We start from the raw sequence: 14,269 nt of genomic DNA, 5'->3' as shown, positions 1-14,269 counted from the left end.
GAGGCCGGGCTGCCAGCAGCCGTCCAAACCATCAGGCCTGAGCGGAATCCGTCACTCCGACTGCAGATTGGCGATCATCCGGTCGAAATACCGAAGCATCTGCTCCATATCCGTCCCGTCCATCCCCTCGTACAGCTTGTACATCAGCTTCTGCTTGGTCTTGCTCACCTGCTCGAGCAGCTGCTTGCCGTTCGCTTCGATATCGAGCAGCACGACTCTGCGGTCCTGCTCCCCGCGCTCTCTAGAAATATAGCCAAGCTCGACCAGACGGTCGGCCAGTCCGGTTACCGCGCCGGAAGTAATCTGGAGCCGATCCGCCAGCACCGATGCCTTCTGCGGGCCTTCGGAGGACAACAGGCTGAGAATGCGGACATGCGTAAGGCCAAGTCCATGTTCGTTATCCCGGTTCCATTCGGAGTTGATGAGCTTGCGGACGAGTCTGAACCGGTCATCCAGCTGTCTGATCAGCTCTTGCGATACCGCTTCATTGACCATGCTTCTTTCACCTCCAGACCCCTTTGGAAGTAAGTTGGGGTTATTATATCCTTTTCCTCTAAAAATCTTCAATGTAAAGCTAAAAAAGAAACCTGACACGACGCAGCCCCGTTCGTTCAAGATGGGCAAAGGCTGCCTCAATCCTTGAACTACGCAGAGCAGGACGGTCAGGTTTCAAAAAGTTTAGTTCAAAGCTTTACGGAGCGGGTCCGGCAAATCCGGCCTCAACAGCTTTCTTGCCGTCAGCCAGGCATGCTCCAATGCCCGCTGCAGCGTCCACGCGCTGCGGGCTCCGGCCTGCACCACGAGGCCGCTTCTCCATGTCAGCGAGACGCCGCTGACGACCTCGCGCCCGGGCACCGGCTGGAGAGAATCCATCGCTTCGCGCAGCTTCTCCTCCAGCCGGCGGTCCACCAGCGACGAGAACACGCAGAAGGTTCCCCAATGGGTCATCCCCTGCCAGCTTCCCGGCGCGCCTAGCAGCTGCTCGCCGGGAATAATGCGCTGGTGCTGGCGATAGATCAATTCTCCATCCTCGTATACGGCAAGCTTGCTGTCCAGGCGGCGGTAGCGGAATACTTCTCCGCGCAGCGTCCGGCCCGGACAGAGCGCCTCGGCCTGCATCCAGCAGGCGCCGGGAGCGAGCATCACTTCCGTATCCGAGGCGAAAGACGCATCTCCGAACAGCATGACCGGTTCGGGCATATGTTCCATGACCGCATTCTCGCCGATGCTGAACCGCTGCCGCAGCGATGCGCCGCCGCCTCCAGGACACGGATGCACCTTGAGGAACGACTGGTTGGATATCTGGACCATCGTATCGCTGCCGGCCGTCCAGTCCATCCGGTACGCGTCGCCTTCCAGCATGCCCGGCGACACATCCATGACGAGAATGCCCGCTCCGCTGCCGAGCGGAAAGCTTTTGGCGATCTTGATGGGCGAAGTATGATAGCGCTCCTGCAGCCGCGTTGCGCCGGATCGATGCTCGAATGTCGCCCGAAGCTCGGATACCCGGATGCCGTTCGGCGCTCCCGCTTCCGGGACCGTGCTCAATGGGAGTGTCCGTATCCGCCGGCAGCCGCTTCGGAGGCCGCGGCGCTCTCGCCATGAGCATGGCCGTGCTCGTGATGGGTATGGCTTCTGCCCTGGGCATGGGCGATTTCATGCTCCAGCCAAGCGGCGATCTCCGCCGTCCCTTCGCCTCCGAACAGATTGGAGAAGACGAACGGCCGGTCGCCGCGCATGCGGCGCGAGTCCGCCTCCATCACCTCGAGGCTCGCTCCTACATGAGGAGCAAGGTCGGTCTTGTTGATGACGAGCAGGTCGGATCGCATGATGCCCGGGCCGCCCTTGCGCGGTATTTTTTCCCCTTGGGCAACGTCGATGATGTAGATGAACCGGTCCGCCAGCTCGGGGCTGAACGCGGCAGCCAGATTGTCGCCGCCGCTCTCGATGAAGATAAGCTCGAGCGGAGAGAACCGGCTCTGCAGCTCCTCGATCGCCTCGAAATTCATCGAAGCATCCTCGCGCACAGCCGTATGCGGGCAGCCGCCCGTCTCCACGCCTATGATCCGCTCTTCCGGAAGAACGCCTGTCGCCGCCAATATCCGCGCATCCTCCTTGGTATAGATGTCGTTGGTAATGACCGCCAGGCTGTATTTATCCTTCAGCGCTTCCGCCAGGCGCTCCACCAGCTTGGTCTTGCCGGAGCCGACCGGTCCGCCGATGCCGATCCGGATCGGCCTCCCCGCCGGGATCGGATTCGTCTCCCATTCCACATGCGTATGTCCTTGTCCTTGGCACATAATGTACGCCTCCCAGGCAATAAGTTGGTTTGGATTCAATCTATGTCTTCCATCAAGCTCATTCCTTGCCGCTAATCTTCAGGGTGACGGTGCGGGTCGGGGAAATGAGGCCCCGCCGCCCATCGTCCGGCCAATCCGGCCGTCTTCCGCGTCCACTCGTCATCCCGTGCCGAACTCATCCCTCGTTCTTCCTCTCGGTATGGGATGGCAGGAAACCGGCCGTTGAACAGGTTCAGGACATGAACAATCGCGAGTACAGCGTCTCGTGGCGGATCATGGCCAGCTCGGCGAAAGGCATGTTGCTCCAAGCCTCTTCCGGCTCCATGCCGAGCGTTATTCCGGCGGCCCGTCCGGCATCCGCCGACAGCAAGGCCAGCATGCGCTGGGCTTCCGTCTGTCCGATGGCCATCAGGCGCAGAGCGCTGTTCACCGCATTGCTGATGCTGCCGTACAGCCACCCCTGCACGGCCTGCTCCCGCCCGATGCCGCTCTGCCAGCAGATCCAGCCGAATACGAGCGGATGGGTCAGCAGGCATTCCCCTTCCCGGTATGCCTTCTCCAGCTCTTCCATGCGGCATCCCGGATAGATCGACGCCGCCAGCGCCAGCAGGCGCCGTCCCATCTTCTCCATCCCGGAGCGGGTCTCGGTTCCGATGCGCTGGACATGCACGATGCGCTCAGCCGCCCATAACCGCCGATACTCCCCTGCCGGCGCATCCCGATAGACGGCGGAGACGACCAGCGCATCCGTCGTCGCCCAGCTCTGCTCCAGCATGGCGCGCAAATACTGCTCCAGATCGGCAGCGCTGCGGATGCCGCCTTCCTGGATCAGCGTCTCCAAGCCGAAGCTGTGCGAGAAGCCTCCGATCGGCAGCGCCGAGTCCAGCAGCTGCTGCAGCACGAGCCAGTTGGCCGGAGGACTGGAAGAAGCCCCGCGGCTTCCGGCGCCAGAGGTCAGAATAAGAAGTACCTTTGCGCCATCGGCACGCTTTCCGCAGGCTCGCAGGCCGCATGGATACCGTCCACCGTCACCTTGTAGGTTTCCGGGTCGACCTCGATGACGGGGGTGGCGTCGTTGTGGATCATGTCTTTTTTGGATACTGTCCGGCAGCCCTTGACCGGCTCCACCCGCTTCTGCAGGCCGAGCCGCTCCGCGATGCCGCTGTCATGGGCCGCTTGGGAGACGAAGGTGATGCAGCTGCCGTATCTGGTCCATCACGTAGATCGGGTCGCCGCCGTCATGATAGATCGGCTCGAACAGGGAAACCGGATCCTGGATGGCGTCCAGGGCGAAGACGACGTCCTCCTTCGGCACGCCGAGCGCCTCGGATATCTCGAAGATCGTCGGCTCGCGGGAATTCTGGTTCGTGAGGCTGTCGCGGACCTGCAGCGCCTTGTAGGCGATATCCCGCAGCGAGCGCGATACCCGGATCGGGTTGTTGTCCCGCAGGTAGCGGCGGATCTCGCCGATGATCATAGGGACGGCATATGTGGAAAACTTGACGTTTTGACTGAGGTCAAAATTATCGATGGCCTTCATGAGTCCGATGCAGCCGACCTGGAACAGGTCGTCCACGAATTCTCCCCGGTTGTTGAACCGCTGGATGACGCTGAGGACGAGCCTCAGGTTCCCGTTCACGAGCTTCTCTCTTGCGGACCACTCGTTCTGGGTCTGGAGAGCGGTGAACAGCTCCCTCATTTCGACGTTCGTAAGCACGGGGAGTTTGGAAGTATCCACTCCGCAGATCTCGACTTTATTTCGGGTCAATTGTGACTACCTCCCAAGGAGAAACATTAATAAGCATTATCTCCTCGGGCTTCATTTTTATTCCTGTTCCGACACCGTCCGACAGAGCCGCCAGAAGCCTGGAAACGCATCCAAACGACTGGCGGCGTGGAATTGCCGAGCAGTAATTCGACGAAAAAAAAAGCCTCGGCGCTTGGCCTCGGCAAATAAGGAAAACGGGAGTCATTCCCCGTAGTAGTTGAACTGGAAATACTGGTAGTCCACACTCTGCGAATCGCTGTCCGTCCGCTCTACGGCGCCGCGGTATACAACCTTGCGCGTCTTCTCCTCGTAGACCACGACGGTAGGTATTTTATTCAGGATCAGGTTGTCGTATATCAATCCCTTCTCGAGCCGGATGCTGCGCAATCCCGCGCTGCCGCTACGATCAAGCTTCAAAGGCTCTGCCAACGGCTCTCCCGTCCGGGTGTCGAGGACATGAATGAGCGGCTCGGCATTCCGCTCGTTGAATGCATAGAGCTTTCCTTCGTGCAGCCTCGGCGCAAGCCCTTGCTTGAGCCGATCCATTCCCGCCTTGGGCAGATCCCAGGTATCGCCGCTGGCGTAATCGTAGCCGATGATGCGCCAATCTTTCAAAACCAGATCCTGTTCGGACCTAGCGGCATCCGGACCCTTGCGCTTGATCGTCTTCACATTGAGCATCACGGAAGAAGAGGGCTCAAGCTCCCGCACCTCGGCGATCAGCTCGACCGAAGTCTCCGTATAAGGGTCGGGATCCGGGACCGTTTGGTAAATTTCCTCCGCCTGCAGCAGCTCCCCGCTCTCCTTGTCGACGATATAATCCGTAAAAGTCCAGATCGCCGGGCCATTGCCCGGGCTGTCATGCTGTCCGCGCACCAGCAGGTGGATGCGGTTTTCTATCCGCTGGATGTCCAGAACGGTCTTGTCCTGGTAAAGGGGATTGTCCGCCTTCGCAGCATTCGCCCGAACGGGCACGGTGAATTCCTTGCTGCCGGAACCGGCAAGATCCAGAATACGAATCTTGACGGACGAAAGGCTGTCGTCCATATCGGCACCGATGACGAAATTCCCGTCCCGGTAGAACGACTCATCCTGCCGATGCCCGCGCATGAAGGAACGATGGGCGATAATGAGCTGGTTCCGCTCGGAAGAATAGCGGTCAGGCTGGATCAGATCGTCGAAGGGAGCGGATAAAAACCGGCTTCCCGTCCTTTCCCTGCGTCCATCCGCCGACAAGCGGGAACCGAGTCCTTCCAAGACGAAGCCTTTCATCGCCTCCGTGCTTCCTTCCAGTGTAACGAGCTTGTATGGGGGATTGCTGTCGGAGCCGGCGGCTCCCGCATAAGCGGCCAGGACGGCGGCGCTTAGGACAGCAAGCCCGATGCTGTATCCGTATCTTCTTCTCATAGTTCCTCCTTAGGCCGCGACTTTGGTGCGGAGCAGCCATCTGCCGAGCCACAGCGACAGCGCCGCATTGAGCAGCATGAGTGCGATTGCAGCCGCCAGCAGCTCGGAAGGATACAGCAAGGCCGTCCCTCTTTCCGCTTGGCCCCACATCCATGCGACCAGCATCAACGTCCCTGCCGTGTAGGCCAATCCGGCAAGCAATCCTTTGAACCGATAGCTTCTCTCCATAAGAATGGTCGTGAACAGCAAGAGCACGAATACCGATCCGAATCCGTAGACCAACAGAAATTCATGCAGGCGCACCGGAATGAAGAGGACGAGATCCATGCCTCGAATCGTATCGACCAGAGTTCGCGGAACGCGCAGCTCGTCGGGCATACGCAGCCGGTACATCGTCATCTGAACGGCTACGATGCCTATCTGCAGGGCGAACAGGCTGAACACGAACGTCATCAGCGCTGTGAATTTGGACACATACAGGAGGAATCTCGAATGCGGCAGCATCAGCAGCCGATAGACAAAAGCCGACCTGCCAAACCAGTCCCTGTACCAGATGAGGAAAATATACAATCCGATCCCGCCGATGCAGATCACGATCGGGAATGTCATCCAGCTCTCTCTATGAGACCAAATCTCGCCCAGCGGAATACCGTTATATCTCTCCGCATATTGGGCCAGAGACAATCCTTCGCGGGTCAATTGCCCGCGAATGGCTTGAAGCCGATCCCTCATCGCCAGCTGCAAGCCGATCAGCTGGATGGCGGACGTCATGGCCATCAGCCCGAGAAGCACAAGGCGGAAGCGGTAGATTTCCAAATGCACCAGCTTCAAATACGTTTTCAAGTCCGATATACCTCCCTCATGACGTCGATGATCGACTTGCCGTGATCGCTGCGCAACTCCTCGCAGTCGAAGTCGCGGATCACATGACCCTGATCCAGCATCACCGCCCGATCGACAAGATGCTCGATGTCGCCGATCTCATGCGTCGTTATGAGCACTCCGCGATCCTCGACCAGCTGGCTCGTGAATACCTCGGCAATCCTCTCGCGGCTGAACAGGTCAATGCCGGAGAACGGCTCGTCCATCAGCACGTAGTCGACGTCCTGCGCCATGCCGAGCACGAGGTTGAACTTGGCCGCTGTCCCCTTCGACAGCCGGCCGATCCGCTCTCCGCGCTCGAGGCGGAAGAAGCTCATCAAATCCTCGGCTTTTTCGGCATTCCAGCGGGGATAGAAATCCGACATCAGCTGCAAGCCGTCCCGCAGCTTCATGGAACCCGGCAGCGTGAGCCGATCGGGGACAAAAGCAATCGTATGGTAGATCTCCGGGGAAAGAGGCTGGCCGCCGATGCGGATGCTTCCGCCATCAACCGGCGTAAGTCCCATAATAGCCTTCAGAATCGTCGATTTGCCGGCGCCGTTCAGACCGATGAGACTGGTGATCCGACCTTTCTCCGCCTTGAACGAAATCCCGTTCAAAACATTTTTGCGGCGGTACCGCTTGCGGATGTCGCTGACCTCGATCATCGCTGGCCCCCTCCTGCTCCATCATGATTGTTGTCGGCGGCAGCGGAAGGCCTTCCATATTTCTCCCGGACCAGCTCCACCAATTCCTCCACGGGCGCTTCCAGCCTGCGGACCGACTCCACGAACGCCTCCACCGCCTCGCCGAGCAGCTCGGAGCGGATCTTCCTCAGCACGTCGGCGTCCGTCGTAATATGGCTCGGCGAATTTCCTTCGGTCACGATCAAGTTCTGATCCTCCATTTCCTTGTACGCTTTCTGGGCTGTATTGGGGTTGATCTTCATGCGGGAGGCGAGCTCCCTGCGCGAAGGAACGGTCTGGCCGCCGCGCAGCCGCCCGGTCGCGATCATTTCCTTGAATTGCTTGACTACCTGCAAATAAACCGGATCCCTGCTGTTGAATGCCGCTTCCGGCCACTCCTCTTCGCCTGCCATCTCGCACCTCGGTTCGTGTGTGTACTATGTAGTTCATACACTCGATAAGTGTATTATGCGCATCATACACTAGAAATGTCAATCGTTTCCTAAAAAAAGAAACAAGCTGTCTTGATCCGCCCGGGGCGGATCACAGACAGCTTGATAGGCCATGCAATTTCTCGTTCCGGCGGAAACACGTTCAGAGCCTTGGCGACGCATGTTTATTCATGCCGTCCGGCTTCATGCCGGATGCCGAATGCTTGCTGCAAATCCCGCCTGCCGCCACGCTGCACGGCATGCCCGGTCTCATCAGCCCTTGTAGGCTGAACCGGACGAATCGGACGGCCCGCCAAATAAGCCTCGATGTCCTCCACCGCATCCTCGAAATAGAGCCGGTAGTTGCTCTCCGTCACGTAGCCGATATGCGGCGTCGCCAGCACGTTCGGCAGCGTCCGGTAAGGATGGTCCTCCGGCAGCGGCTCGACGTCGAAGACGTCAAGCCCCGCGCCTGCGATCCTCTCTTCCTTCAAGGCAGACATCAGCGCCTCCTGGTCGACGATGCCCGCCCGGGACGTATTGATCAGGAAGGCGGTCGGCTTCATGAGCGCCAGCTCCTCCGCGCCCAGCAAGCCGCGGGTCCTGCCGCTCAGAACGAGATGCACGGACACATAATCGCTCTCCGCCAGCAGGGCTTCCTTGGAAGCCGCCAGACGGACGCCTGCCTGAGCCGCCCGCTCCTCGGTCAGGTTCTGGCTCCATGCCAGAATATTCATCCCGAATGCCCGCCCGATCTCGGCTACGCGGGTTCCGATCCTCCCCAGCCCGAGCAGGCCGAGGGTGCGGCCGTTCAGGTCGCTGCCGACGGTGCTCTGCCAAGGTCCGCCGCTGCGGAAGGAGTCGGTCTCGACGCGGACATGCCGCGCCAGGCCGAGCAGCAGCGCCCAGGTCAGCTCGATCGGCGCCTCCGAGCTGCCGCGCGTGCCGCTGACCGCGATGCCGAGCCGCTGCGCCGCGTCCAGGTCCACGGAAGCGTTGCGCATGCCGGTCGTCACGAGCAGCCTCAGCTTCGGCAGCCGGGCCAGCAGCGATTCCCGGAACGGCGTCCTCTCCCGCATGATGACAAGAATCTCCTCGTCCTTCAGCATCTCCGCCAGCTCGTCCTCGCTGTCATAATGCTCTGTCAGCACCGACAGCTCGAGCTTGTCTTCCAGGCGGCCCCAATCCCCATAGTTCAAAGCCGCTTCCTGATAATCGTCGAGAATCGTGCAGTTCGCTTTCATGGATCGTCGCCTCCCTTGTCGTCCTTTTCATTGTAGGAAGCGATCGGACGGGAAGCAACCATTTCCATGCGGGCCAAAGCCTCTTCCGGCCGGATGCGGGACCTTGAAGACGGCGATGCGGCCTTTCCAGCGCGCCGCCGCCAGCCAGCTCCCCTACTGACATAAAAACAGGCAGCCTGGCGGTTTCTACCTGTAGACAGAACGCAGAGCTGCATCCAGTATCCAATAAGAGAGGCCTGCCTTGCAGGGAGGAAGCTCGCGCATCTGCATGAATCCGGCTTGCGGAATTTGATTCCCCTGCGGCAGCCTGCTTCCCCTTAGGCTTGGCTCGCCTGGGCCACATGCAGGCGGCTGTAGATGCCGCCCGCGGCGATCAGCTCCTGATGCTTGCCCTGCTCCGCGATGCCGTCCTTGCTCACGACGACGATGCGGTCGGCATTGCGGACCGTGCTCAGCCGGTGCGCGATGACCAGCGTCGTGCGTCCGACGGACAGCTCCGCCAGCGCGGCCTGGATGGCCGCCTCCGTCTCGGTGTCGAGAGCAGACGTCGCTTCGTCCAGGATGAGGATCGGCGGATTTTTGAGGAACATGCGCGCGATGGACATGCGCTGCTTCTGTCCGCCGGACAGCTTCACGCCGCGCTCGCCGATGACGGTATCCATCCCTTCCGGCATGCTGCGGATCAGTTCGTCCAGCGACGCCCGGCGCGCCGCTTCCCAGATCTCCTCTTCGCTCGCCTGCAGGTTGCCGTAGGCGATATTCTCGCGGATCGTGCCGGAGAACAGGAAGACGTCCTGCTGCACGATGCCGATCTGGCGGCGCAGCGAATCCAGCTTCACGTCCCGGATGTCCTTGCCGTCCACCTTGATCGAGCCTCCTTCCACCTCGTAGAAACGCGGCAGCAGGCTGCAGATCGTCGTCTTGCCGGCTCCGGACGGACCGACAAAGGCGACCGTCTCTCCCGGCTTGATGCTGAGGCTGATATCGTTCAGAATCGGACGATCCGGCTCGTAGCCGAAGGAGACATGGCTGAATTCGATGCTGCCGCTGACGTTCTTCAGCTCGGCGGCGCCGGGCTTATCCTGGATATCGGGTTCCGTGTCCATGATTTCGCAATACCGCTTGAAGCCGGCGATTCCCTTCGGATAGCTCTCGATGACGGCGTTGATCTTCTCGATCGGCTTGAAGAAAACGTTCGACAGCAGGATGAACGCCATGAAGTCGCCGAGGTTGATTCGCCCTTCGATCATGAACCAGGCTCCCGCGATCATGACGAAGATGGTGATCAGGCGCATGAGCATGTACGTGATGCTGATGCTCTTGGACATCGTCTTGTAGGCCATCAGCTTGGTCGTGCGGAAGTTCTGGTTGTCGACGGCGAACAGCTTGTTCTCATGCTCCTCGTTGGCAAAAGACTGCACGACGCGGATGCCGCCGACATTGTCCTCGATGCGGGCGTTGAAGCTGCCGACATTGCCGAACAGCCGGCCATAGGTCGAGCCCATCCGGCGGCCGAAGAAGATAACGAGCCAGGCCATGATCGGAACGATGACGAACGTGAGCAGCGCCAGCTCCAGATTGATGTAGGCCATCAGGGCAAACGAGCCCAGCAGCGTCATGACGGCGATGAATACATCCTCCGGACCGTGATGGGCGACTTCGCCGACCTCGGTCAGGTCGTTGGTCATTCTCCCGATGAGGTGGCCGGTCTTGTTGTTGTCGAAGAAGCGGAAGCTCAGCTTCTGCACATGCGCGAACAGCTTGCGCCGCATCTCCGTCTCGATGTTGATGCCAAGCATATGTCCCCAGTAGTTGACGACATAGTTCAGCACTGTATTCAGCGCATAGATCGCCAGCAGGCCGACGCAAGCCCAGACGATCAGCTGCCAGTCCCCGCCCGGCAGCAGCTTGTTGATGAACTGCTGGACCGCGACCGGAAATGCGAGCTCAAGCAGGCCCGCGACGACGGCGCAGGTGAAGTCAAGGATGAAGAGGCCCAGGAACGGGCGGTAATGAGAGAAAAATCGGCGGAGCATGTCTTCACTCTTTTCCGGTTGGTTTTGATACAAAATTCTGTATAAACTCTATACTAATTGATAGTCATTCTCAGGGTCAAACCCTTTTTTGGCTTTATTCAAACCTTCCCTCCCTCGCGCCGGCGCCGCAACATGTTCGAAGGCCTGTTCCCATGCTAAAATGAAAGCATAAAGGAGAGCGTTCATTCATGTATGATGTCACGATCATTGGCGCCGGAGTCGCCGGCATCTTCGCCGCCCACGCCCTGATGGAGGCCGCTCCTGGACTCAAGGTGCTGGTGGTGGACAAAGGAAAGCCGCCGAGGGAACGAAGCTGCCCGCTGGAGCAGGGAGGCAGCTGCCAGTGCGACGCCTGCGAAGCCTACATCGGATTCGGCGGACTTGGCCGGTCCGAAGGAAAATACAATTTCACGACCGACTTCGGCGGCGAGCTGGAAGGGCTGCTCGGAGAACGGCTCGCGATGGAAAGGCTGGACGAGGCCGACCGCATCCTGTGCCTGTACGGGGCCGCCGAAGCCGTTCCTTACCGGACGCACAGCAGCAGCCTTGCCGCCAGGGCGGAGGCCGGCGGCTTGAAGCTGCTCAGCTCGACCGTCCGCCATTTGGGCACCCGCTTGTCGCGGCAAGTGCTGGACGGCTTCTATGAAGCTCTGTCGGCATGGGCGGATTTCAGCTTCCGGACCGAGGTCGTCTCGCTGGACAAGAATTCAGGAGGCTTCATCCTTCGCCTCTCGGATGGACGGACGTTGCCGTCGAAAAAGGTGTTTCTCGCCACGGGACGCAGCGGCAGCGGCTGGCTGGAGCAACTGCTTCCGACGCTCGGCCTGGAAGCGAGGCAGACCCGGCTGGATCTCGGCATCCGGCTGGAAATGGCGGGAGGGCAATTGGATTCCATCCTTCAGGAAACGTTCGAAACCAAGCTGCGCTATGACGGGGACGGCTTCTCGGCGACAACCTATTGCATGAATCCAAGCGGCCGCATCATCCGCAAGCATCAGGAGGGCCTCGTCATGGCCGACGGCCAGAACTTCAAGGAACAAGGAAGCAAAAGCGCCAACCTCAACTTCACCCTGTTCGTTCCGCGCCACTTCCCAACCCTGCAGGAGGCCGATGCATGCGCCCGGCAAGTGCTGGGGAAGGTCAACCGTGGCGGGGATCGCCTGGCCGTCCAAAGGCTGGACGATCTCCGCCGCGGGCGCTCCTCCAGCCCGGAAGGCATCCGCTCCAGCCGGATCAGGCCGTCGATCGAGGCGGATCCGGGAAATCTGGCCGAGGAGCTGCCGGAGCTGTATGTTCGAGCCGCCATGGAATTCCTGTCCGCGCTGGAACGGCTGCTCGGCGAACGTCTTGACGGCGATGCGCTTCTCTATGCGCTAGACGGCAAATTCTATGCTCCCAGACTGGCAGTCGACTGCCGCTTCCAGACGGAAATCGAAGGGCTGTATGCGATCGGAGACTGCTCCGGCTCGACCCATTCGCTCTCCCAGGCGGCGGCCAGCGGCATCCATGCCGCACGCTGCGCGCTCGGCCTTTCCTGAGACTCCCCCATTCAGCCTGTCCTTCCCAACAAAAAGCCGGCCCTCTATGGAGAGGCCGGCTTTTGCATGCTCGAAGCTTTTTGCATGCTCGGAGCTTTTTGCATGCTCGGAGCTTTTTGCATGCTCGGAGCTTTTTGCATGCTCGGAGCTTTTTGCCATGCTCGGAGCTTTTTGCCATGCTCGGAGCTTTTTGCATGCTCGGAGCTTTTCCATGTCCGGGCTCTGCCTGCCCGATCTTCAATCCGCTGCTTTTGGTCTGCTCCAGGCCGCTGCCTGCACATCAGACCATCTTGTTGAATTCCTTGCGCAGGCGCTTGATGATCCGCTTCTCGAGGCGGGAAATATAGGATTGCGAGATGCCGAGCTGATCGGCGACATCCTTCTGCGTCTTCTCTTCCCCGTCGGCAAGCCCGAAACGCAGCTCCATGATGATGCGCTCCCGCTCTGTCAGCTTGTCGAGCGCTTTGTGCAGCAGCTTGCGGTCGACCTGCTCCTCGATGTTCCGATAGATCGTGTCGTTCTCGGTGCCGAGCACGTCCGAGAGCAGCAGCTCGTTGCCGTCCCAGTCGATGTTCAGCGGCTCGTCGAACGATACCTCCGTCCTCGTCTTGCTGTTGCGGCGCAGGAACATCAGAATCTCGTTCTCGATGCAGCGCGAAGCGTACGTAGCCAGCTTGATCTTCTTTTCGGGATCGAACGTATTGACAGCCTTGATCAGGCCGATGGCTCCGATCGATACCAGATCCTCGATGTGGATGCCGGTATTCTCGAACTTGCGGGCGATGTAGACGACAAGCCGCAGGTTGCGCTCGATGAGCATGGCGCGGATCGCGCTGTCCCCGGACGGAAGCCTCTCCAGCAAGTATTCCTCTTCTTCGCGCGTAAGCGGGGGAGGGAGCGCTTCACTGCCGCCGATATAATATATTTCCTGGCTTTTCAGCCCGAGCAAAAACAGCAGGCGGTAATAGAACAACTGCATATTCAGCCGGAATTTAACCATTATAGTCCCCATCTCCTCTTTTGTTGGTCAGCCGGCCCGATGCTCCACCAGCGAAGGGTGGATGATAGCGCGGTAAGAGCCGTCAGCTGCCAGCTTGCCTCCATCCAGTCCGATGAGCACTTTGCTCGATTCGCTCCGTTGTCCTTCTCTCACGATGACGACTGTATCCGGCTTGACGGCGAGCATGAACTGCGTCCCTTTGTTGATTCCGCGGTAGGGGACGAGCCGCAGGCGGTCCTGCCAGGGAAATTCCTCTTGTCCAAGCCCGGCGATCAGCCGATCCACCTGGGAATCCCGGATTCCCTGCATCCAGCCGGGAGGGATCTCGTCCTCCCACAGCGAGGCTTCCATCACCATGACCGGTGTCCGGGAGAGCGGATCGTAGAGCTGGTTGCCCGTATCGACGAGACCGGTGCAGCGATGCTCCTTGCCGCCGATGATGACGGAAACTTCAGCCAGATGAGTCAGCACCAGCTCCTTCTGCCTTCGTGCGCTGACGACGCTGCGGAAGACATACAAGCCGATGCATAGGAAGCTGAACGCGTATACGCCGCCCATCTGCACTTCGAATGCGACTCCATGCCGGAGCAGCGTCATCGTCCTCCATACTTTTCCGGAGCCCTGCATAAGAAAATAGTAGATGCCGAGAACGGCGCCGGCCGCTACGAAATTGACCGCATAAAACGTTCCCACAAGACGGGCAAAGCTTCGGGTATCGGCATAACCGAAGGCGACCGCGATTATAATCAGCGATATAGCCGCCTTGACGATGACGGTAAACAGCATGGAGAGCGGCGGAAAAAGCATCAAGGTCACATAGATCCCGCCGATGGCGGCAGCGGTCAATACCCGCCACGGCTTGGCCTTGATTCCGCGCACCCAGGCAGTGAGCAGCAGCATGGAGCCGTCCACCATCAGCTCCTTGAGAAACAGCACATCGACGTATACGGCCAGCTGAAGCCACCCTCCTGTCCACCCTTCGGCACCGTCCGGCTCTG

13 protein-coding genes and 2 pseudogenes are annotated in these 14,269 nt (G+C 59.8%); 1 reads left to right on the top strand and 14 read right to left on the bottom strand.

The annotated features are described in order from the left end of the window. Window positions 1-51: 51 nt before the first annotated feature. The 12 genes and pseudogenes from BN871_RS00795 to BN871_RS00745 form a co-directional block, all read right to left on the bottom strand. Entirely contained in the window at window positions 52-495 is a 444-nt protein-coding gene (locus BN871_RS00795; RefSeq protein ID WP_048743753.1) for a MarR family winged helix-turn-helix transcriptional regulator, read from the bottom strand. A gap of 183 nt (window positions 496-678) precedes the next feature. Beyond that, window positions 679-1,548, bottom strand: a complete 870-nt coding sequence (locus BN871_RS00790; protein WP_048743751.1) for an urease accessory protein UreD — start codon at window positions 1,546-1,548, stop codon at window positions 679-681. Further along, window positions 1,545-2,300 carry an urease accessory protein UreG gene (gene ureG / locus BN871_RS00785; RefSeq protein WP_048743750.1) on the bottom strand — a complete coding sequence of 252 codons (756 nt, stop codon included), beginning with the start codon at window positions 2,298-2,300 and terminating at the stop codon, window positions 1,545-1,547. Before ureG ends, BN871_RS00790 begins: the two co-directional genes overlap by 4 nt. 232 nt (window positions 2,301-2,532) lie before the next feature. Further along, a complete protein-coding gene (locus BN871_RS00780) occupies window positions 2,533-3,201 on the bottom strand; it encodes an urease accessory protein UreF (RefSeq protein ID WP_307721775.1) in 669 nt (222 codons plus the stop codon). Window positions 3,202-3,254: 53 nt separating this feature from the next. Continuing rightward, a pseudogene (gene ureC / locus BN871_RS26420) lies at window positions 3,255-3,497 on the bottom strand (urease subunit alpha); the annotation flags it as partial. A 7-nt stretch (window positions 3,498-3,504) separates the two neighbouring features. Further along, window positions 3,505-4,068, bottom strand: a pseudogene (locus tag BN871_RS00775) (sigma-70 family RNA polymerase sigma factor); the annotation flags it as partial. 201 nt (window positions 4,069-4,269) lie between these two features. Continuing rightward, window positions 4,270-5,475: a hypothetical protein gene (locus BN871_RS00770; protein ID WP_021880986.1), complete on the bottom strand. Its 1,206-nt coding sequence runs from the start codon at window positions 5,473-5,475 to the stop codon at window positions 4,270-4,272. A 9-nt stretch (window positions 5,476-5,484) separates the two neighbouring features. Beyond that, window positions 5,485-6,318 (bottom strand): hypothetical protein, encoded by an 834-nt coding sequence (locus BN871_RS00765; RefSeq protein ID WP_048743746.1) that lies wholly within the window; start codon window positions 6,316-6,318, stop codon window positions 5,485-5,487. Next, window positions 6,315-7,004, bottom strand: coding sequence for an ABC transporter ATP-binding protein (locus tag BN871_RS00760; RefSeq protein ID WP_048743744.1), 690 nt, complete (start codon window positions 7,002-7,004; stop codon window positions 6,315-6,317). The genes BN871_RS00765 and BN871_RS00760 overlap by 4 nt, the downstream gene beginning before the upstream one ends. Beyond that, a complete protein-coding gene (locus BN871_RS00755) occupies window positions 7,001-7,435 on the bottom strand; it encodes a GntR family transcriptional regulator (protein ID WP_021880984.1) in 435 nt (144 codons plus the stop codon). The genes BN871_RS00760 and BN871_RS00755 overlap by 4 nt, the downstream gene beginning before the upstream one ends. Before the next feature lie 203 nt (window positions 7,436-7,638). Next, window positions 7,639-8,697: a D-2-hydroxyacid dehydrogenase family protein gene (locus tag BN871_RS00750; protein WP_083436166.1), complete on the bottom strand. Its 1,059-nt coding sequence runs from the start codon at window positions 8,695-8,697 to the stop codon at window positions 7,639-7,641. A gap of 317 nt (window positions 8,698-9,014) precedes the next feature. Continuing rightward, the gene (locus BN871_RS00745; RefSeq protein ID WP_048743740.1) at window positions 9,015-10,733 is read right to left on the bottom strand and encodes an ABC transporter ATP-binding protein; all 1,719 of its coding nucleotides are present in this window, start codon (window positions 10,731-10,733) and stop codon (window positions 9,015-9,017) included. Between the two features lie 188 nt (window positions 10,734-10,921). On the opposite strand from BN871_RS00745, the gene BN871_RS00740 reads away from it, so the two are divergent. Then, window positions 10,922-12,271 carry an NAD(P)/FAD-dependent oxidoreductase gene (locus BN871_RS00740; RefSeq protein ID WP_048743737.1) on the top strand — a complete coding sequence of 450 codons (1,350 nt, stop codon included), beginning with the start codon at window positions 10,922-10,924 and terminating at the stop codon, window positions 12,269-12,271. 280 nt (window positions 12,272-12,551) lie between these two features. Here the strand turns inward: BN871_RS00740 and sigE are convergent, their stop codons facing one another. Both sigE and spoIIGA read right to left on the bottom strand, forming a co-directional pair. Beyond that, window positions 12,552-13,271 (bottom strand): RNA polymerase sporulation sigma factor SigE, encoded by a 720-nt coding sequence (gene sigE / locus BN871_RS00730; protein ID WP_076354877.1) that lies wholly within the window; start codon window positions 13,269-13,271, stop codon window positions 12,552-12,554. Window positions 13,272-13,298: 27 nt separating this feature from the next. Continuing rightward, window positions 13,299-14,225, bottom strand: coding sequence for a sigma-E processing peptidase SpoIIGA (spoIIGA, locus tag BN871_RS00725; RefSeq protein ID WP_048743733.1), 927 nt, complete (start codon window positions 14,223-14,225; stop codon window positions 13,299-13,301). Window positions 14,226-14,269: the final 44 nt, after the last annotated feature.

Source organism: Paenibacillus sp. P22 (genome assembly GCF_000469945.2).
In the GTDB taxonomy this organism is placed as follows: domain Bacteria; phylum Bacillota; class Bacilli; order Paenibacillales; family Paenibacillaceae; genus Paenibacillus_O; species Paenibacillus_O humicus.
The sequence above is the reverse complement of the archived record's forward strand: the minus strand, read 5'-3'. Positions and strand labels throughout refer to the sequence as shown.